The following is a 21098-nucleotide window of genomic DNA, read 5'->3' on the forward strand; positions in this document are numbered from 1 at the left end:
AATTTTAATAATCAAATCTACTATTGGTCATCACATTCTCTTTACAAACTCAAATAAGAAACTTCACATTAAATAGTCATCACAGTAAACTGTAAATCTAGAGGATGTAAGTTTTCTTTTAAATATTTAATAAAGCTATTTCCATACTCTAAATAATATTCTGAGAAATTACGTTGGCGTTCTTCTAAACTTAAATTTGGCAATATTTCACTTTGTAATTCAGTTATTCTTTGTACTAAATCATATTGTTTTCGTTTTTCAGCACGTAACAAACGTTTTTCTAAGTTAACGAGCCCTTTTAGCTGTTTTTTTTCTTGAGCATTTACAGCTCCAACAAAAGAAACATCCGTGCTTTTTGCAATGTCTCTTAAATCATTAAATTGTTTTTCTAAGAACTCTTTCTGTTTATCAAAATCAAATGACACATCAGATTTTTCAGTTACCTTTTTCTTTAATAACTCATTTTGTTTAACAAATAATTCCTCAATAGTGACATTTAATTTCTCTAATTTGTTAGCTTGTTTTTTTGATAAAACTTGCACTGAATTACGCAATAATAATATTGGAAAAGGCACTTCAACTTCTTCAAAATATTGTTTAAGTTGAAACCAATATGCTAACTCTCCCCCACCACCAATATAACAAAGATTAGGTAAAATTACCTCTTGGTATAGTGGACGCATAATTACGTTAGGAGAAAAACATTCTGGACATTCTTTTAAATGTAATTCTAAACTATCTAAATCCCATGATATATCGGTATTATTTACAGTGTATACTCCATTTTTAAATATAATTCGCTCTCGAACACCTTCAGTCAAATAAAATAAATTAATCTCTCTAGGGTTTACCTGTACCTTGTAATTCTTACCTAATTCTTTTATGGTTTCATTAACTTTCCTAAAAGACACTTGTTCTTTTAGCTCCTTAGTTATATAAGGTATAAACTCTCGCTTTAACTCTCGTTCATCGGCATCTAAAATTACCAACCCGTACTCCCCAAACAACTCATTCGCTATATATCGAGTAGCATCTGCTAAATTTAAATGATTAACGTATGCTTCTTCAAAAAGCTCCTTTAAATACTGAGCTTTTTTAGAGTTCCCTAAATGATTAGAAAACACATTCAATACTTCATCAAGTCCTTCAGTTGAAAAACGACCTACCCCACCAGTTTGATCACTATTCCATCGCACTTTTTTCCCTTTAAAATTAAAATAGTTAATCTCTTCGAAATCATGATCTTCTGTTGCCATCCAATAAACAGGCACAAAATTATTTTCAGGAAACTTCGAAGTTAATTCTTCACATAAATTAATCGTAGATATTATTTTGTACAAAAAATATAACGGTCCAGTAAATAAATTTAATTGATGACCAGTAGTGATAGTAAAAGTATTTCCTAATTGTAATTTATCAATATTGTGTAGGGTTAATTCAGATGTTTTAACTTTTTTGTATTGTTGTTTTAAAACATTCACTAAAACTTTTCTTGTTTTTTCTTTAATTGAATCTTTTTTAACATCTAATTGTTTTTCCAATCCTTTAACAGAAGGAAAGTTACCATAAAATGGTTTTGTTTGTTTATCTTCCTCTAAGTAATCAATCATTGTTTTAGAGAAAAAACCTGTATTTTTAAATGGTATTTGTGTCGTTTTCATTTACTTATTTATTCTTTGAAACAATGTATAAACATAAGGTCTTTCACCACCATTAGGGTTTATAAAAGTGTGTTTAAAACTTTCTATTAACTTGAAATCTTTTCCTAATTTTTCTTGCAACATTTTCTCATCGTATAATTGCAAAGGCAATCCACAACATTTTTTAGCTCCATCCAATGAAAAAACAGCTATAATTACAAAACCATTTTGTTTTACAACTTGCTTTAGCAAATTAAAATAAGTTGTTTGTTCATCTTCCTTTAAAAAAAAGTGTAAAACAGCTCTATCATTCCAAACTTCAATATCTGTTAGCTTATTTAATGTAGTTGCATTCAACAAATCATCTGCAATAAACATAACTTCCTCCGCTTTACCATTTAATCTGCTTTTAACTTTAGTTAGTGCCTCATCAGAAAAATCATTAGCTATTAAATTTGTGAATCCTTCTTCTAATAATTCATCAATAATAACAGAAGTGCCTACTCCAACATTTAATATAGATGCTCCTTTGGAAACCCCTGTTTTGTTAATTAAATCGATAGTTTTTTGAGCACTCCTTTCATACCAACCAAGTTCATCAGTTCCTTTATTTATGTATGCAGAGTTCCAATGTTTTTTTAAGTTTATAGGTTCTGAAATCTTACAATCACTTTCTTTTGTAGTCATACTTCAAAAATAGTAAAATTTAATCTTTGGTCGAAAATCATTAGCTCTTCTAACATATTTTTAACTTGTTTGTTTTTGTAAGAAGGATTTTAGTTATTTTTACAATTGGTTTTTAGAAAAATATGCAATTTAAACATCCTGAGATTCTATACTTTTTAGCACTTTTAATTATTCCAATTTTAGTGCATCTATTTCAATTACAAAAATTTGTAAAGGTTCCTTTTACTAATGTAGCCTTTTTACAAAAACTAGTTTTACAAACACGTAAAAGTTCACGCATTAAGAAATGGCTAATTTTAGCTACACGACTTTTATTATTATGTTGTATAATTTTAGCTTTTTCTCAACCATATTTTAGTAATAAAAAAGCTGATAAGCAAGAACACTTCTTTTTATATTTAGATAACTCACTTAGCACAAACACTGAAGGAAATAAGGGAGATTTATTAAAAGTTGCAATACAAGAGTTAATAGAAAATTTATCTGAGAAAGCAACATACTCATTACAAACTAACAATAACTTTCATCAAAATAAAACTGCTTCTGAACTAAAAGACATTTTATTAAAAATTGAAAACACATCTGAAGAGAAAACTTTAAAAGATGTTTTTTTGAAAATTTCTACTGAAAAAACAACACATAATTCGATTAACAAAAGTATTATAATTTCAGATTTTCAAAACTCATCAGAAGATGTTTTTAAGAATTTTAATGAAAGCACTTCTTATGTACAATTAACTCCTCAATTAAAGGAAAATCTTTCTATTGATAGTATATCTGTAAACGATACTAACTCTTCTAATTTTGAAATCAATATTTTAATACGTAACCAAGGAATCGCTAAAAACAATATTCCTATTGCTATATACAAAAATAAAAAACTTATTAATAAGCAAACTTTTAATATTAAAGAAGATAGTATCCAAAAAGTAGTTTTTTCTATTCAAAAAACACCTGAGTTTTTAGGTAAGGTCCTATTAAATTTTAAAGATGCTTTTTCTTTTGATAATTCTTATTATTTTTCATTAGTTACCAACGAAAAAATTAACGTTCTATCTATTGGAGAACAAACATCTTTTCTAAATAAAATTTATACAAAAGATGAATTTAACTTTCTACAATCATCTATTAAGAATATAAACTATAATGCAATTCCAAAACAACAACTCATCATTTTAAATGAAATTGAAAATTTACCTGAAACTCTAATTACTAGCTTACTTGATTATTTAAACAAAGGAGGTGATTTAACTATAATTCCAAGTAAAAACATTTCTATTACATCTTATAATAAATTATTTAAAAAGTTAGGTATTGGTCGTATTCTAGAGAAAAATACCGATAGCTTAAAAATAACAAGTGTAAATTTTAAACATCCTATTTTTAAAAATGTTTTTGAAAAAAAAGTTAGTAATTTTCAATACCCTAATACTGTTAGTTCATATTCTTCTTTACTAAAAAACTCTAGTAACATATTATTTTTTGAAAATAATACTCCTTTTGTATCTCAAGTAAATTTACCAAAAGCTAGTGTTTTTTGGATAGCTGCACCTTTACTAAGAAGCAATAGTAATTTTACAAACTCACCTTTAATTGTCCCACTTTTTTATAATATGGGAAAACAAAGTTTACAGCTATCTAAATTGTATTATATAGTTAATAAAAAAAATAACATTGATATTAATAAACAATTAGGAAAAGAGGTTGTGTTAGCTATTAATAATGAAAATAATTCATTTATTCCTTTACAACAAGTATATCAAAACAAAATTCGAATTACAACTAATAATCAACCTTTAAAAGCTGGTTTCAACTATATTTCCCAACAAAAGGACACCCTAAAAAGTATAGCTTTCAATTACAATAAAAAAGAAAGTTTACTAAATTATTTAACGCTAAAAAGTATAGTTGATTTACAAAATAATAATAGTATTATATCAACATCTGTTAAAGATACCCTACGTAGTATTCATAAAAAAAATGAAGTTCAATGGCTTTGGAAATGGTTTTTAATACTTTCCATTGTATCTTTGCTTCTTGAAATTTTGATATTAAAATTCTTCAAACCATGACAACGCTGCTAAAATCGGCTACAATTATAGACACTTCAAGTCCGTTTAACAATCAAGTAAAAGATATTTTAATTACTAACGGAACAATTACTAAAATTGATAACAACATACCTAATCAAAAAGAATACAAAACCGTTAAACTAGATAACTTGCATGTTTCTACTGGGTGGTTTGATACAAGTGTTTCCTTGGGAGAACCAGGATATGAAGAGAGAGAAACCATTAAACATGGTTTAGAAGTAGCTGCAAAAAGTGGTTTTACTGAAATAGCCGTAAACCCAAATACCAACCCTGTTACTGAAAATAAAGCTTCAGTTGAATTTTTAATAAATAAGGCTACTAATTTTGCCACAAACCTATACCCTATTGGAACTTTAACACAACAAAGCAAGGGTATTGAAATGGCTGAACTATATGACATGCAACAATCGGGAGCTGTTGCATTTGGAGACTATAATAAGCCTATTAATAATGATAACTTATTAAAAATAGCATTATTGTATGCTCAAAATTTTAATGGTTTAGTTTTAAGTTTCCCAAAAAACAAAGCTATTGCTGGAGATGGTGTTGCCAATGAAGGTGTAAATAGCACCACCTTAGGTTTAAAAGGTATCCCTAGCCTTGCAGAAGAAATGCAAGTAGCTCGTGATTTATTTTTATTAGAGTACACTGGAGGTAAATTACACATCCCAACAATTACAACAGAGAAATCTGTAAAGCTAATCAAAGAGGCTAAAAAGAAAGGATTAGATGTAAGTTGTAGTGTTGCTGTTCATAATTTACTTTTAACTGATGATGAACTACATGGTTTTGATGGAAATAAAAAAGTGAATCCACCTCTTAGAACCAAAAAAGATGTGAAAGCTTTAGTAAAAGGAGTAAGAGATGGAATTATTGATATAATTACCACTGATCACAACCCTATAGATATAGAGCATAAAAAAGTAGAATTCTCTATTGCAAAGGATGGTACTATAGGTTTAGAGAGTGCTTTTGGAGCTCTAAACACAATTTTAGATTTAGAAACAATTACCAATTGCTTATCTAAAAACCCTAAAGAACGTTTTCAAATTAAATTGAATACCATTAAAGAAAACGAAAGAGCCAATTTATCTTTATTTACTCCAAATGGAGAATATACTTTTACAAAAAATAACATACTTTCTACTTCTAAGAATAGTGTTTTTTTGAATAAAAAATTAAGAGGTAAAATTTACGGTATTTTTAATAATAAGCAATTAATATTAAATTCATAAAAATGAGTAATCTAAGTATTATGGAAGAAGGAAAAACGAATGCAATCATAAGTCATTTTTGGATTATTGGTACATTAATAGCTTTAGTTTTAAATAATAATAAGAAAAATCCATTTGCCAGTTTTTATATTCGACAAATGATGGGAATTCATTTAGCTTCTATCCTAAATGGATGGTTAGTGTATAAATTTCTTGGAGGTTTTACAGGCTGGTGCATTAACATTGTAATAATTGTTCTTTGGATCATTAGTTTTATAGGTGTTTTAAAAGGAGAAAAAAAAATAGTTCCTATTGTTGGAGAGTTTTTCCAAAACCAATTTAAATCAATATAATTAATGAGTTTACACTATATAGTTAGAGAGCCTAAAAACAAAGTTGACAACCCTCCTTTGTTGCTATTACTACATGGATATGGTAGTAATGAACAAGATTTATTTTCATTTGCTGAAGAATTACCTGATGAATTCCTTATAGTTAGCGCTAGAGCTCCTCATGATATGGGGTTTGGTGGGTATGCATGGTATGCCATAAACCTTGATGCAAGTGGTGGTAAATTCTCTGATATACCTGAAGCTAAAGAATCAGTAACTAAAATAACTGATTTTATTGATGAAATAAAAGCTAAGTATACTACAAATCCAGATAAAACGTTTTTATTAGGTTTTAGTCAAGGTGCTATTTTAAGTTATGCAGTAAGTTTAAATTCACCAAACAAAGTTCAACATGTAATTGCTTTAAGTGGTTATATAAATGATGAGTTATTACCTAATGAACTTAGCAACAACATACAAACAGACTACTATATATCACATGGAACTGTAGATCAAGTTTTACCTGTTGATTGGGCTAGAAAAGCACCTTTATTTTTAACAAAAAATAATTTAAAGAATGAGTATTCTGAATATCCAGTTGGACATGGAGTTGCTCCTCAAAACTTTTATAGTTTTAAAGAGTGGATCTTAAAAAGATTATAACCAAGTGTTAAAACATGACTAATGTCAGTTTTTACCCAGAAAAATACAATATTTTTGCATAAATTTTCTCAAAACGATGTTTGATATATTAAACCAAGATACACTGTACTTTTGGAGTGCACCTTTTTTTATTCTAATAATTTTAATAGAAATGTACTTTAGCTATAAAGCTAAAGCAAAAAATTATGAATTTAAAGATACTGCAACTAATGTATATTTTGCATTGGCTAATTTTAGCTTAGATCTTTTAATGAAAACCTTTTCGTTTTTAGTAATGGGATTATGCTTTAAGTATCGTTTTATAACCTGGGAAAACCCAACAGTTTATTGGCTTCTTGCTTTTATTGGGCAAGACTTTTTATACTACATTCATCATTATGTAGATCATCATTCTCGTTTTTTCTGGGCTGTACACGTAACTCATCATAATTCAGAATTTTATAATATTTCAACAGGGTTTAGATCTCCAGTTTTTCAACCTTTATTTCGTTATATGTTCTTTTTACCTCTAGCTTTTGTAGGTATTGAGCCTTTACATATTATGTTTGCCTATGCAATGAATCAAAATTATGGAACTCTGTGTCACACTAATTTTATCAAAAGTAAATTAGGCTTATGGGGTTATATTTTTGTAACACCTTCTCATCATAGAGTTCATCATGCTTCTAATACAAAATACCTAGATAAGAATATGGGAATGGTATTAATTATTTGGGACAGAATGTTTGGTACTTTTAAAGCTGAGGAAAAAGAAACTGAATATGAAAAAATAAAATATGGATTAACATCAGAAATAGAAGATAAAGGTCCTATTAATATAGTTTTACACGAATGGAAAGAGATCTTCAAAGACTTTTTTGTTCGTAAGAAAAAACTACCTTTATCAACTCGTTTAAAATATGTTTTTATGCCTCCTGGATGGAGTCATGATGGTAGTACCAAAACAAGTAAAGAACTACAAAAAGATCTTTAGTTTTTAGAATACAGGGATTTCAAACGCTATCGCATATTTAAACCAATCAGAAGAGCTAAATAACTCTAACTTTTCTTTTATTCTTTTTCTATGGGTTGAAACTGTATTTGAGGCTATAAAAAGCATTTCAGAGATTTGTTTTGTTGAATTCCCTTTTATAACCAATTCAAAAACTTCTTTCTCTTTACAAGTTAATGATTTATATCGCTCTTCATTTTCTTTTCTAAACACTATTTCTTCTTCCTTTATTGGTGCTTCTATGCTATCGTTCATCTTTTTACTTTTTAATTACTACTACATTCATACACTAGAGATATTCCTCCCCAATTGTGCCAATACTTATAATTTACATCCCAAATCTCTGGAGAACGTAACTTATGATATACAGATAAAGTTGCTTTTCCTAAAGAGAAAGCAAGCCCTAAACTTGTATCTATAGTTAAAAAACCAGTTTTAGAATATGGCAACCTATAATTTGTTTCTCGAAATTGACCATGCAAGGAGGCATTATATACATTCAAATTCGTATTTAAATTCGCGTATAAGTAAACTTCTTTCTTTCTTTTCTTTAAAGTTACTCTGTTCTTTTTAGTTGATGCGCTACCAACAAAATTTGACATATCATCTGACCAACTCTCTTTATTGAAACAACCAAATCTAAATCCTAAATTATAAGTAATACCAGTTATATAAAATAAGTTATAGGTGTATCCATGATACATTTGAAATAATCGGGTATTAAAAGGAAGCAAATTCATTCTTTTCCTTGTATATAATATTGTAGGTTCTCCACCATCAGATATTTGATTATGCCAACCTTCTGGTTCTACTGATCCCATTGCTCTATGAATTGCAGTTTGAAAATAATTAGCGATTCCTGAACCTAAAAGACCTACATATAAAGTTTTTGAATAATATTCCGTATTTTCTTTATTCAACCCATGTCTTTTAAGAGATAAAAAAAGCACGTTTGAATAAGGTCTATCATTGTATTGAATTTCTTCTTTACTTATTATGTTTGGGGTAAATGCAACTACATCAAGAGAAAACTCAGAAGGAAGAAGATTATTTTCAGCTTTGGGAATTTTTAAAGTCTTAGAAAAAATAGAGTTCCATTTTGAATTAAAATTAGAGAAATGGAATCCTAAAGTATAATTTCTATCTTTATTTAATCCTAATGGTTTTACAAAAAAGTCTTCATCTATAGCAAAACTAAATCCTGATGAATTAATTGATTTCTCTTTGTTTTGTGACTTTAATGTGAAAGAAACAACTATCAAAAATGCGAAACATAAATATATTTTTTTACACATAACCTACCTAATATTTTTAAATACATTAAATTACTTATTTATTTTAATACTTAAAAAAATAAGTATGTTTAAAGCTTATTCAACAACATTGTAAATATTAATACAAAATTAATTGATGTTTCAAATAAAAATATCATACTTTAGTATGGTGTTTTTAATAAAATTATGATCACTAAGCTACTAACTACTACTCTACTTTTTTTCTTTTTGTTTACTTTTTCTCAACAAAAAGATAGTATTTCTATTTATAACAAAATAGAAGTTGTTTCTTCAAAAAAAGAATTAACTATACATGAAGTAGTCTCTAATTTCAAGAATAATAATTTCCGTAAAGAAAAAATAAACCACATATATAAAAAACTAGGAAATAAAAATTGGTGGTTTAATATTCCTGTAAAAAAATCAAATGAAGATTATTACCTAACTCTTTCTTCTTCTTATATTTCTTATGGAAAGCTTTACTTAAATAATTCAGACTCAATTACAGCTTTACATCAAATTTCTTATTTTAAAGAGTTTCCTTATAAATTCTTTTTTTATAGACACCCAACATGGGTAATTCCTACAAATTCTTTTAAGAATACTGAGGCAGTATTAAACATTAAAAATGGAGGCAGTAGAACTCGACTTGAATTCCATTTAGAAACTAAGAATCAATTTTTAAAAAGAACTCAATTAGAATACATTCAATTTGGTTTATTTCTGGCTTTCTTAACCTCAATGATTATAATTTTACTTTACTTTTCAATACTTAAAAAGGAATATAGTGTACTTTTTTACGCTGTTTACATTTTATGTATGATCATAGAGTTTCTTGCTGGCAAAGGTTTAGGTATTCAATTTATATGGTCAGACTATTCTTTTGTAACTAAAAACATAAGAAGTTTAAGCCAAACCATTGCTGTATTTTGCATGGGATATTTCTACATGAAGTTTTATACTTTTTCAAAAAGAGAAGTTCTTTCTAAAAACATTTTTAAATGGGGAACCTATCTTACAATTCCACTTATCATACTTTACATATACAAATATTTTGCAGGAGGTATGATGAACCTATACATATATGTTTGGGTTATTTTAAAAATAATAATACTTATATGGTTTATTAATCACATATATCTCGTTAGAAAAAAAAGAATTCCAAGTTATTTAATCTTTGCCTTTGCTTTACCTATTATTAGTCTTATACTATCACAAGGTATTAACCCAAAAAATACTGATAGCAATTGGTGGATTTATGGAACTGCCAACATTTTTTATATAGCCTTGGTAATTGAAATTTTGTGTTTTACTAGATATATTTTTAGTTCAGTTATTAAATCTCAAAAAAAATACACACAATTAAAAAAAATTAGTGATGAGTTAAAATATAACTTTCAAAATAAAACTATTGAAATTCAACAAAATGAACGTAATAAATTATTAAGTAATGTGCATGATAGTTTTGGTGGGTATTTAGAAGCTTTAAAACTGCGTTTACTTCAAAAATCTGAGAATACTCCTGAAAAAGTTCAAGAAGTTTTAGATTCCTTTTATAATGAATATCGCTATCTCTTGAATAGCTTATACTCTCCTAAAATTAATTCAGAAAATTTTATAGACAATTTAATTGAGTTTTGTGATAAAATAAATAAAGTATCTAATAATGTTATAAAACCCCATTTCTCATTTAAAAACACAGAAATTTCACAACACAAATGTGTACATTTATATAGAATTTTATCAGAATTAATTACAAATGCTATTAAGTATTCAAAAGCAACTGAAATACATGTTAGCCTGTATCAAAAAAATAATATTATATTAGAAGTAATAGATAACGGTATTGGTTTTAATATTAATAATGAAAAATTAAACTCTTATGGTTTAAAAAATATAAAAGCTAGAATAGAAGAAATGAAAGGTACTTTAGAAATTAATTCTACTAAAAATCACGGAAGTTCTTTTGTTATTAAAATACCCAAAAATGAAGAAAATTAATATTGTTATTGCTGATGATAATCGTTTTTTTTGTGAAGCTTTAAAAGACAGTATAGAACTAGATAATGAATTTAATGTAAAAGCGACATTTTATTCCATTGAAAATCTTATAAATTACACAAATACAAGTGTTTTAGATGTTTTAATTTTAGATGTAAACTTTAATGGATCTAGCTCTTTAAACTATATTGATAAGATAAGGTTAAACAGAGATGATTTTAAAATTATCTTATTAACTACACTAAACAACAATTTAACCAAACAAGAAGCAACTGAAAAAGGGATTGACCAATTTGTTGGCAAAGATTCAGATTTAAGAAATTTTAAACCTATAATTTTACAAACACTAACAGACAATAACTTTAATATATTAAAAAAGAATACTTCAAAAATTATTATTGGTAATACTTCTTTTACCAAACGAAAAATTGAGGTATTGAGGGCTTTATATGATCATTCGAATAAGAATGAAAAAGAGCTTTCAAAAATTTTATATATTTCTGAAAACTCTTTAAAATCTCATAAACGAGAACTATTTGAAATTACAAATACAAATAATACTCCTGAACTTATACGTTATGGAATCAAAAATGGATTAATTTTACCCTAATCTTGTAAAATTTGATTCGTATGATCTTTTGTTTTTACTTTTAAAATAACATCTTCGATAATTCCTTTTTCATCAATAATAAAAGTAGTTCTATGAATTCCATCATATTCTTTCCCCATAAACTTTTTTGGTCCCCAAACACCAAAAGCATTAATTACTTCTTTTTCTTCATCAACTAACAACGGAAATGGTAGTTCATGCTTATTAATCCAATTTTGTTGACGCTTAGCACTATCTGCACTTACTCCTAAAATAGCATATCCCTTAGCAATAAAAGTTTCATAATTATCACGTAAATTACATGCTTCTGCTGTACAACCTGGCGTACTTGCCTTTGGATAAAAAAACAATACTAGTTTTTTACCTGCATAATCTGCTAACTTTATTACATTCCCTTTTTCATCTTTTGATTCAAAATTTGGAGCAGCGTCTCCTTTCTTTATTGTAGTCATATTATTATTTCATTTTTAAAGTATGCAAGTTACAAAGTCTAAAAATAAAACCCTAAAATGAAGCAAGTATATTATTTAAACACTTTGTACCTTTGGTTACTTTAATTTAATAGTTACTATAAAATGAATAAAGCAGAAAAAGTACAGTTTGTTATTGACACTTTAGAAGAGTTATATCCTGAAACGCCAATTCCATTAGATCATAAAGATCCTTATACTTTATTAATAGCCGTATTAATGTCTGCTCAAAGTACTGATGCTAGAGTGAATACTATTACTCCCTTGCTTTTTGAAAAAGCAGATAATCCATATGATATGGTAAAACTAACTATTGATCAAATTAGAGACATCATAAAACCTGTAGGATTGTCTCCTATGAAATCAAAAGGAATACATGGTTTATCTGAAATTTTAATTAACAAACACAACGGTAAGGTTCCTATAAGTTTTGAAGACCTTGAAGAGTTGCCTGCTGTTGGCCATAAAACTGCAAGTGTTGTAATGGCTCAAGCATTTAATATTCCTGCTTTTCCTGTTGATACTCATATTCATCGTCTAATGTACAGATGGAATTTAACTAATGGAAAAAATGTAGCGCAAACCGAAAAAGATGCAAAAAGATTATTCCCAAAAGAGTTATGGAATAAATTACACCTACAAATTATTTATTATGGTAGAGAATATTCACCTGCAAGAGGGTGGAAAGTAGAAAATGACATTATTACAAAAACTATAGGAAGAAAATCTGTTTTAAAATAAAAATTTTCATTAGCAAAAAATTAACATTTAAACCAAACTTGTATCATTTTAAACAGCTCATTAATAAATAGTTAAGATAACAGCTCTTTGTCATTAACTTTTACAATATTTACGAAACATTTAATTAAATTTTAACACAAATGAAACGTATTTATTTAAAAACAGCAGGTGTACTTCTAGCGCTTGCAACACTAAACTCATGTAACAATGATGGAAATGTAAACGATCCTAATTTAACAGAGGATGACGAAATTTCTATAGAAGTAATTAACAAATTAAAAGAAGTCAATTTAAATGTTGACTATATTAAAACCGTCACATTCAAATCACTTGACGGAAAAACAGAAAAGCTATATGAAGTTGAAGGAGATGTAACAATTTCTCATGAAGAATTAATGAAAATTGGAACACAACAATCAAAATCTAGTACAAGCTCAAAAAGGCAGTATCGAACATATAACTTAGTAAGTTCTCCTTCAACAATTAAAGTTGTTGGTTACACTGGTGGAGTTAATGCTTTAAGTTCTACTGCAAGAACTGGACTACAGTATGCTGTAAACAATTTCAACAACTTAAATTCAAGCATTAACATGCAATTAGTATTTAGTACTCAATTTTCAAGTAGCGATATTGTAGTTTATCGTACAACAGATACAAATGATGTTCCTGCAGATGGAATTAGAGGTAGAGCAAATTTCCCACAAAACAACGGATTGCCAGGACATTGGGTAAGAATTAATCAAGGAGCTAATAACTCAAATGACACACAAATAATAGAAGGTTTAATGACACATGAAATTGGTCATGCCATAGGTTTAAGACATACAGATTGGAATACAAGACAATCATGTCGCCAATCTGGGGAATCTGCAGGCTCAGCTGGTGCTGTATATATTCCAGGTACAGCAGGAGCAAGTAATGATAGTAACTCTATTATGAATGCTTGTTTTCCTTCTCATGTTCAAGGGGAATTAAGTAATTATGACAAAATCGCTTTAGAGTATATTTATTAAAAAGAGTCTTTTAACAAATCTAATTTAAAAAGGAACCATTTTAATGGTTCCTTTTTTTCATAAACATAAAATTATCAATTAATTTAATAAAGACAAAACAACAGACATATAATCTTTATATAAATTGGGTTACTTCTATGCTTAATTTATTAACTGAATAACTTAGCATATAAAAAAAGCTCAATCATTTAAGATTGAGCTTTTTCCACTCTTAATTCAAATTCAATTCAATGAGATGGTTTGATTTAGTCTTAACTACTTTTAACGATTTGGAAAAGTCAATCAAAAATTGAATTGTTTCTTTTTTAGGTTTCATTTTAGAGTCCGAAGACTTATTTGAGTAAATTTGCGTCATGTATTATTATACTTTTATCGTTTGTTTTCAAATACTTAACGTCTTCTTTTTTACTTTATTGTTTAATTTATTAAAATAATATTATTTTTTTCAACTATCTTCCTTAAGTTAATTAATGCATATCTCATTCTTCCTAGTGCAGTGTTAATACTTACTCCTGTATTTTCTGATATTTCATTAAAACTCATATCGTTATATATACGCATTACCAAAACCTCTTTTTGCTCTTCTGGTAATTCTTCTATTAATACTTTTACATCATCTAAAATCTGTTCTTTTATTATTTTATTTTCAATATTTAAAGAACCATCACTAATAATAGAAAAAATATCAAATTCATCAGAATTATTAAATTTTGGCATCCTATTGCTTTTTCTAAAAAAGTCAATAACTAAGTTATGCGCTATACGCATAACCCATGGCAAAAACTTACCTTCTTCATTATAATTACCTTTTTTTAAAGTTTTTATAACTTTAATAAAAGTATCCTGAAAAATATCTTCTGTCGAGTCTCTGTTTTGAATTTTACTATATATAAAACTATATAATCTTTGTTGGTGACGTTTAATCAATATTTCAATAGCATGCTCATTTCCATTAATATATTCTTTAACTAAAGTGCTATCTACAACTACATATTTGTCCATACGATTACTTTTATAAAAGAAATATGAATATTTCTTTTTGGTTAAGGGGTGTTAACTATTTTTAAAAGTAATTCTGCTGTATAGGCTTTAAATATTGATTAATAATGAGTTACAAATATTAAATTTTTTATGTAGAAATACAAATATTATTTGATATTTTATTTAATTTCTTGTAATTATTTGAATAAACTACTCATATTTATCTCTTTATTTTTCTTTTTCTTAATCATTGTATTTAACTAAAATGTTACTTAAATTTATAGTTTACTTTGTAACATATTATAAAAAACAAAACAGTATGATCAACTCAGGCATTAATGAAATTGATAATCTCATTTACCCTCCAGGCACTTGTATACCAGATACAAGTATCAAAACTCCACTTTCTTCTGGTGAAATAACTTTTGATAATAAATTTAATCAACCTTTACCTTCATTAGTTGAAGCTGAGTTTAATGGAAATGCAATAACTGTTAAGGCTCTTATTTTTGTAGAATCACAAATTCCTCTTGAAGTTGTAAAAATTAAACAACTTTTTTCTATCAGCAACTTTGGTAATTGTAAATTACAATTCTTTATTTACTGTTCTGAAGAAGTAATAAAAAAATTAAATAATGATAAAGAAAGTAATAAGGGCAGATATAAAGCTTATAAAATAGACTTTAGTACTGAAGAAACTAAGAACTTCCCAAAAGGAATTTCTTTAGAAAACATTAAAGTAGTGCAAACTTTTGTTTGGAATATTGATCCTGAAACATCTAGAGGAACAGAAACAGTAGTAAAAACTAGTAACACCTAATACTTTTTAATATCCCCAAAAATGTATCTAAAAAAAACGTTAGTACTACTTTCGTTTCTTTGTTACTATACGATAGTTTCACAAGAATCATCAATAAAAAATCATTCTTATTTTTTCAAAAAAATTGATAGCTTAAATTCAACATCTTCTCTATTAAAGGGTACTAGTATTTTTTTTAAACACAAACAATGGGATTCTGTTATTGTAAGCTCTTCAAAAGCATTTATTAATTCTACTTCCTTACAAAACTCTAATTACTTTAGATACATGAGAGGACATAGTTTTATGAAAAAAAATCTTTTTAAAGAAGCTCAAAAAGAACTTAAAAAAGTAACACCTCAGTTCTTTTTTTATGACAAGGTATTGTATGCCTTAAGCGGTATTTATCTAGAACAAAAAAACTTTCAAAAAGCACTTTCTTATTTAAAAAAGATTGAAAGTAAAGAGTTTTCTATAATTAATGAACTATATCGTCCCTCCATTATAAATGATATTGGAGTTTGCTATATACACCTCAAAGATTATAAAAATGCCGAAGTATATGTATCTAAATTTTTAAATGACGTACGTAAAAAAAACAACCCTCAAGAAATTATTGAAGCATATACAAATACTGCTAATTTATATTATGCTCAATATAAAGACGATTTGGCAATTCCTTATTTTGAGAAAGCCTTTTTGCTTTCAAAAACAACAACTAACTATGAAATAAAACGAAAAACTGCAAAAAATATGGCAGTTGTAGAAGAGAACCGAAAAGATATTATTAAAGCTTTAGTTTACAGAAAAGAATATGACAAATGGAAAGATTCATTAAATAACCAAGATAGAATATGGAAAACTGCTCAATTTGAAAAAAAATTAGCTGTAAATCAGAAACAAAAAGAAATAAATTTCTTAACCTCAGAAAATAAAATTAAAGCCCTTCAAAGAAACGGTTTTATACTTACTTCAATTTTATTATTACTCATTTTATTCGGAGGAATTTACTTTTATATACAACAAAAAAAATCTCATAAAATAATCGCTTCTCAAAAAGAAGAACTAAACGCTTTAAATAATACTAAAGACAAACTTTTTTCTATTGTTAGTCATGATTTACGATCATCAGTTAATCTTTTACAAAAAAGTAACTCAAAACTTTTGCATGAAATACAAAATAGAAACTACAGTGTTTTAGATACTATCGTTACTAAAAATGCAGCTATCGCTAATAGCTCTTATAATTTATTAGAAAACTTGTTAAATTGGGCTACTATACAAACAAAACAATTGTATTTCAATATAGAATCAATCGATTTATTTTCTGTTACACAACAAGTTGCTTTCAATTACCAACCTTTATTTGATAATAAAAACATTACATTTAATAATAAAACACCTCCTGGGTCTTTTATTTTAGCTGATTTAGATTCTTTAAAAATTATCATTCGAAATTTATTAGACAATGCTATTAAATTTAGTGAATTAAATGCCAAAATCTCTATTTACTCGTATTCAGAAAATCAAGATTTCGAAAACTTAGTAATTGAAGATACAGGTGAGGGTATAAGTAAAGAAATTATAACTGAATTATTAAAAGACACTTCGTTACTCAGTAAAAAGAAAAACAAAGAAGAGATTGGTACTGGTTTAGGGTTACAATTATGTAAAACACTTATACTAAAAAATAATGGGCTTTTTAAAATAGAAAGTACTTTAAATAAAGGCACTAAAATGATTATCTCGTTCCCAAAATCTGTTTAAACATGGAGAATATAAATATTTTAATTATTGAAGATGATGTAGAAGTTTCTTCTGAACTTAAAAGTACTCTGGAAAAGAACGGGTATACAGTTTCTGGTATTGCCGAAAATTACCAAAAAGCACTTACGCTATTTTACAAACTCCCTGTAGATTTAGTTATAATTGATATATTTTTAGGAGAAAATCCTGAAGGAATAACCTTTGCAGAAACTATTTCTACCGTTCCAAATGCCTTAAAACCTTTTATTTTTTTAACGTCTTCCAAAGATCGCCAAATATTTGAACGTGCCAAATTAACCAAACCTTTTCGTTTTTTATTAAAGCCCTTTAACGAATTAGAGGTTTTATATGCTATTGAAATGGCTATTGAAAAGTTTTACGAACAAACAAATGTTTTTGCAAGTACAAACCAAGATACAGTAGTTACTAAAGACTATTTATTTATAAAAAAAAGAAGTGCTTTAAAAAAAGTACTTTTATCTTCTATAATATATATTGAAGTAGACAATAGGTATTGCTCTATTATTACAGAACTTGAAAAATTTGTGATTCAAATTTCGCTAGCTAAAATACTAAAGTATATAAACACAGCAGTGTTTCAACAAATACATCGTAAATATGTAGTAAACATAAACTCTATAGAACAAATAGTTACTGCTGACAACTTACTACTCCTTAAAAACAATCATAAGATTACGTTTAGTGCTAAGTATAAAGACTTAATTAACAACTTTTCTATTTTGAAATAGTTTTCTTACACTTTTTCTTTTTTAATTATAAGAGGCATTTTCACATGCCTCTTTTTTTATGTTTCACAACACTGAAAAATCTATTCACAACATCTTTTCAAAATCACTCTTGCTTAAAATCTAATTTTAGATCAGAAATTAAAACTAGCGCTATTTCTAATTTTCTATTTATTCAAATGTAGAGTTCAGAAACTACTATAAAAAACGAGGCGAAATCTGAAAAGCCTTATGAGTAGGAATAACCAATTAAATAATTAATCATGTCAAATTTTTTAAAAACAACTTTTAAATTTATTACAGAAAAAGAAAATACAACTTTTAATATAGAGCATGTAAAAACTTATGGTGTTAATGGATGGGTTGAGATGAATAGTAATGAAAAAGTCCAAGGATTTCAAAATCAAGGGATAGAGTGTTTAAATATTATTAGTAGGACTATTAGTACAGATTCAACTGGAGTTTCAAGTACTAATGGAGTATTAAACTTACAAATAGATCCAAAAATTGTTAATGAAGTTCCTTATACTTCAGATGGTGCTAGTTTACTTATATGCATAAACGGTAATAACCTTGAGATAGATATCCACAAAAGTGGAGGGATGAAATCCGTTAACTCCTCTGGCGATAAAAGTGTATCATTTGAATCTCATTTCGGTAATGTTGGAGGCACTAGCTTCATTATTTGTTCTTAAAATAATTAAAGTAATTCTACTTTAAATAAAGTGAAGTGGCTTAAACCTATTAACTCTCATTTATAAAAATTAAAATTATGTGTACAAGAATATTTAACAATTTCAATAAAGAAAACAATTATTTAACAACTGCTAGAAATATGGATTGGGCTACTCAAATGCCTACTACAATTTTTGCATTCAAAGTAAATAATGAAGAAGAAATAATTAAAAGTGGAACATCTCCTCAAAATGAAAATTCACTAATATGGACTGCTAAATATAATAGTATTGTTACTATGGTTGGCACTAAAGCTCCTTTTGGTGCTTCTGACGGTATAAACTCAGCTGGGTTAGTAGCCAATCTTTTATACGATAGTAGTGCTAAATATGCTCGAAAAGACGGAAGCTCATGTAAAAACCTAGACGTGTTACGTTGGGTACAATTTGTTTTAGATACTTGTTGTTCTGTAAAAGAAGTAGTAGCTGCATTTAGTGAAAGTGCTCAAACACAAATTCAACTAATTGGAGGAATAGTTCCTGGTTCTGATAAACTTGCAGCTTTACACCTTGCTGTTTCAGATAAATTCGGTGACTCAGCAATTATAGAAGTTCATAAGGGCAAATATTTTATATATAACAACCCTGAATTTAGAGTAATGACCAACGAACCTTCATATGCTAAACAAATTGAATTAAATCAATTTTGGCGTTGGCAATGGAGTGATAAAAACTTCTTTCCAAGTAACACACTTCCTGGTGGACCATTTCCTTCAGATAGATTTGCAAGAGCATCATATTATTTAAATCATTTATACGAAACAAAGAATATTCCAGACTCTTTAACACAATCTAAATCTGTTGTTATGAATGCATCAGTTCCTGTTAATTTCAAATCTAATAATACTCAATTTCCAAATATTGCGCAAACATTATGGTCTACAGTTGCTTGTCATAACAACCTCAAATATTATTTCTATAATACTAGAACAATGGGAGAAATTTATATAGACTTAAATCAACTTGAAAAATTTCCAAGTACCGTTTCAAAACTTGTTGTTATTTCTGAGGATGATCACCAATTTATAAACCATGAATTATTTGGATATCAAAATGAAAATTTTATAAAAACTCTTGATCCTTTTGCTTCAGAATTAATTCTAGCCTAATACATTATATATATTACTAAGAAAATTTAATCTATTTTTTATTCATTAAAAACAGTTTAATAAATGGAAAATAATAAATTCGTAACAACTGTTACATAATTTAGTAGTTGCCTGTTCTATATTAATACTTTATAGAACAGGTTTTTATATCATTACTAAATTCTTCTCTAACCATCTCTCATACTTTTCATCCTATCATTTAAACACAAAAACATATCACTTAAAGAACCTTATTAAATTCTTAACATAATAGTAATTACTTTTAAATAAGCACACTTAAACAAAACACCAATAAATAATAACGATTATTTATGCTCATCTATTATTTAAGAAATAGATAAAATTTAAATTATAAAACTAAAACTATGTCAAAACTAATCAGCTATTACAATAATGGATCAATTCCTTTAGAACATGCAGTTAACCTTCCTTACACTGATATTATTTTATCTTTCTTGTATACTTCTGAAAGCAATCCGCTATCCTTGCAATTAGCAGGTGGTATTGCTGCTTCTACTTCCCCACCTGAATTAACACAAACAACAAAAAATGCAATTGCAAAGCTAAAAGCAAATGGACAAAAAGTTCTTATTTCCTTTGGAGGTGGAGAAATGTCTTCTGTTGCTTATAGTAAGATAGCTGGGCATGAAAAAGAATTAGCAATATCAATTGCTGATTTTATAAAAAATAATAATCTTGATGGAATTGATATAGATTTTGAAGATACTGCTTCTTTTATGGGAAATGCTAATTATGACGGTGTTGCCTTTTTAGTTAACTTAACTCAAGCATTACGATCAGAATTACCAAGTTCCCAATATTTAATTACTCACGCACCACAACCTCCTTATTTATAAATTGGAAGTGGTATGGACGGTTACGTAAAAATAATGCAACAAGTAGGAAACTCTATTGATTGGTTAAATGTTCAATTTTACAATAATCCTCCATGGAGCTCTAACCCAAACCAAATTGTAACTTCATATTGGCAATTTTCAAAACTTGCAGGTTTAAGCCCCGAAAAAATCATGATTGGTTTACCTGTAACACCTAGAGATGCAGGTTCTGGATATATGCTTATAGATGAAATCATTACAGAAGTTATAGAACCGATTCAACAAAATGGTATTCTGGGTGGGATGATGAATTGGCAATTCTCAAGTGATAAAGATGGAGTTTGGGCCGAAAAAATAGGTCAAGCCCTTAAAATTAAAACACCCATCGCTTAATTTT

The 21098-nt window shown here is 27.4% G+C and carries 22 protein-coding genes; 16 read left to right on the forward strand and 6 right to left on the reverse strand.

Annotated features, from left to right (window positions below):
* Window positions 1-68: 68 nt before the first annotated feature.
* Both bshC and BLV71_RS17860 read right to left on the reverse strand, forming a co-directional pair.
* Complete coding sequence (bshC, locus tag BLV71_RS17855; protein WP_093871854.1) at window positions 69-1661, reverse strand: bacillithiol biosynthesis cysteine-adding enzyme BshC; 1593 nt, start codon at window positions 1659-1661, stop codon at window positions 69-71.
* Window positions 1662-2327, reverse strand: a complete 666-nt coding sequence (locus BLV71_RS17860) for a methyltransferase domain-containing protein (protein WP_255405265.1) — start codon at window positions 2325-2327, stop codon at window positions 1662-1664.
* A gap of 122 nt (window positions 2328-2449) precedes the next feature.
* On the opposite strand from BLV71_RS17860, the gene BLV71_RS17865 reads away from it, so the two are divergent.
* The 5 genes from BLV71_RS17865 to BLV71_RS17885 all read left to right on the forward strand — a co-directional run bounded on the left by BLV71_RS17865 (window position 2450) and on the right by BLV71_RS17885 (window position 7602).
* Complete coding sequence (locus tag BLV71_RS17865) at window positions 2450-4399, forward strand: BatA domain-containing protein (protein ID WP_093871855.1); 1950 nt, start codon at window positions 2450-2452, stop codon at window positions 4397-4399.
* Window positions 4396-5655 (forward strand): dihydroorotase, encoded by a 1260-nt coding sequence (locus BLV71_RS17870; protein WP_093871856.1) that lies wholly within the window; start codon window positions 4396-4398, stop codon window positions 5653-5655. Before BLV71_RS17865 ends, BLV71_RS17870 begins: the two co-directional genes overlap by 4 nt.
* Before the next feature lie 2 nt (window positions 5656-5657).
* On the forward strand, window positions 5658-5987 hold the full coding sequence (locus BLV71_RS17875; protein ID WP_093871857.1) for a hypothetical protein: 330 nt from the start codon (window positions 5658-5660) through the stop codon (window positions 5985-5987).
* A 3-nt stretch (window positions 5988-5990) separates the two neighbouring features.
* A complete protein-coding gene (locus BLV71_RS17880) occupies window positions 5991-6629 on the forward strand; it encodes an alpha/beta hydrolase (protein WP_093871858.1) in 639 nt (212 codons plus the stop codon).
* Window positions 6630-6705: 76 nt separating this feature from the next.
* Entirely contained in the window at window positions 6706-7602 is an 897-nt protein-coding gene (locus tag BLV71_RS17885) for a sterol desaturase family protein (RefSeq protein ID WP_093871859.1), read from the forward strand.
* Window positions 7603-7605: 3 nt separating this feature from the next.
* Here BLV71_RS17885 and BLV71_RS17890 read toward each other — a convergent pair whose 3' ends face one another.
* Window positions 7606-7875 carry a response regulator transcription factor gene (locus BLV71_RS17890; protein ID WP_093871860.1) on the reverse strand — a complete coding sequence of 90 codons (270 nt, stop codon included), beginning with the start codon at window positions 7873-7875 and terminating at the stop codon, window positions 7606-7608.
* A gap of 11 nt (window positions 7876-7886) precedes the next feature.
* A complete protein-coding gene (locus BLV71_RS17895) occupies window positions 7887-8915 on the reverse strand; it encodes a lipid A-modifier LpxR family protein (RefSeq protein WP_093871861.1) in 1029 nt (342 codons plus the stop codon).
* A gap of 165 nt (window positions 8916-9080) precedes the next feature.
* On the opposite strand from BLV71_RS17895, the gene BLV71_RS17900 reads away from it, so the two are divergent.
* Window positions 9081-10895, forward strand: coding sequence for a sensor histidine kinase (locus BLV71_RS17900; RefSeq protein ID WP_093871862.1), 1815 nt, complete (start codon window positions 9081-9083; stop codon window positions 10893-10895).
* Window positions 10882-11505, forward strand: coding sequence for a response regulator transcription factor (locus BLV71_RS17905; protein ID WP_093871863.1), 624 nt, complete (start codon window positions 10882-10884; stop codon window positions 11503-11505). Before BLV71_RS17900 ends, BLV71_RS17905 begins: the two co-directional genes overlap by 14 nt.
* Here the strand turns inward: BLV71_RS17905 and bcp are convergent.
* Window positions 11502-11957 (reverse strand): thioredoxin-dependent thiol peroxidase, encoded by a 456-nt coding sequence (gene bcp, locus BLV71_RS17910; protein WP_093871864.1) that lies wholly within the window; start codon window positions 11955-11957, stop codon window positions 11502-11504. The genes BLV71_RS17905 and bcp overlap by 4 nt on opposite strands.
* 123 nt (window positions 11958-12080) lie before the next feature.
* On the opposite strand from bcp, the gene nth reads away from it, so the two are divergent.
* Window positions 12081-12716 carry an endonuclease III domain-containing protein gene (nth, locus tag BLV71_RS17915; RefSeq protein WP_093871865.1) on the forward strand — a complete coding sequence of 212 codons (636 nt, stop codon included), beginning with the start codon at window positions 12081-12083 and terminating at the stop codon, window positions 12714-12716.
* A gap of 140 nt (window positions 12717-12856) precedes the next feature.
* Window positions 12857-13729: a M57 family metalloprotease gene (locus BLV71_RS17920; protein WP_093871866.1), complete on the forward strand. Its 873-nt coding sequence runs from the start codon at window positions 12857-12859 to the stop codon at window positions 13727-13729.
* 417 nt (window positions 13730-14146) lie between these two features.
* Here the strand turns inward: BLV71_RS17920 and BLV71_RS17925 are convergent, their stop codons facing one another.
* A complete protein-coding gene (locus BLV71_RS17925; protein ID WP_093871867.1) occupies window positions 14147-14731 on the reverse strand; it encodes an RNA polymerase sigma factor in 585 nt (194 codons plus the stop codon).
* A 298-nt stretch (window positions 14732-15029) separates the two neighbouring features.
* On the opposite strand from BLV71_RS17925, the gene BLV71_RS17930 reads away from it, so the two are divergent.
* The 7 genes from BLV71_RS17930 (at window position 15030) to BLV71_RS18770 (ending at window position 21094) form a co-directional block, all read left to right on the forward strand.
* Entirely contained in the window at window positions 15030-15530 is a 501-nt protein-coding gene (locus BLV71_RS17930) for a hypothetical protein (protein ID WP_143032818.1), read from the forward strand.
* A 21-nt stretch (window positions 15531-15551) separates the two neighbouring features.
* Window positions 15552-17276, forward strand: coding sequence for a tetratricopeptide repeat-containing sensor histidine kinase (locus BLV71_RS17935; RefSeq protein ID WP_255405266.1), 1725 nt, complete (start codon window positions 15552-15554; stop codon window positions 17274-17276).
* 2 nt (window positions 17277-17278) lie between these two features.
* The gene (locus tag BLV71_RS17940; protein WP_093871869.1) at window positions 17279-18025 is read left to right on the forward strand and encodes a LytR/AlgR family response regulator transcription factor; all 747 of its coding nucleotides are present in this window, start codon (window positions 17279-17281) and stop codon (window positions 18023-18025) included.
* 260 nt (window positions 18026-18285) lie between these two features.
* On the forward strand, window positions 18286-18717 hold the full coding sequence (locus tag BLV71_RS17945) for a hypothetical protein (protein ID WP_093871870.1): 432 nt from the start codon (window positions 18286-18288) through the stop codon (window positions 18715-18717).
* Between the two features lie 77 nt (window positions 18718-18794).
* Window positions 18795-19865 carry a linear amide C-N hydrolase gene (locus tag BLV71_RS17950; RefSeq protein WP_093871871.1) on the forward strand — a complete coding sequence of 357 codons (1071 nt, stop codon included), beginning with the start codon at window positions 18795-18797 and terminating at the stop codon, window positions 19863-19865.
* 365 nt (window positions 19866-20230) lie between these two features.
* Entirely contained in the window at window positions 20231-20722 is a 492-nt protein-coding gene (locus BLV71_RS18765) for a glycoside hydrolase family 18 protein (protein ID WP_218131779.1), read from the forward strand.
* Window positions 20723-20734: 12 nt separating this feature from the next.
* Window positions 20735-21094, forward strand: coding sequence for a glycoside hydrolase family 18 protein (locus BLV71_RS18770; protein WP_218131780.1), 360 nt, complete (start codon window positions 20735-20737; stop codon window positions 21092-21094).
* The last annotated feature ends 4 nt before the right edge of the window (window positions 21095-21098 follow it).

Source organism: Tenacibaculum sp. MAR_2010_89, from assembly GCF_900105985.1.
In the GTDB taxonomy this organism is placed as follows: domain Bacteria; phylum Bacteroidota; class Bacteroidia; order Flavobacteriales; family Flavobacteriaceae; genus Polaribacter; species Polaribacter halocynthiae.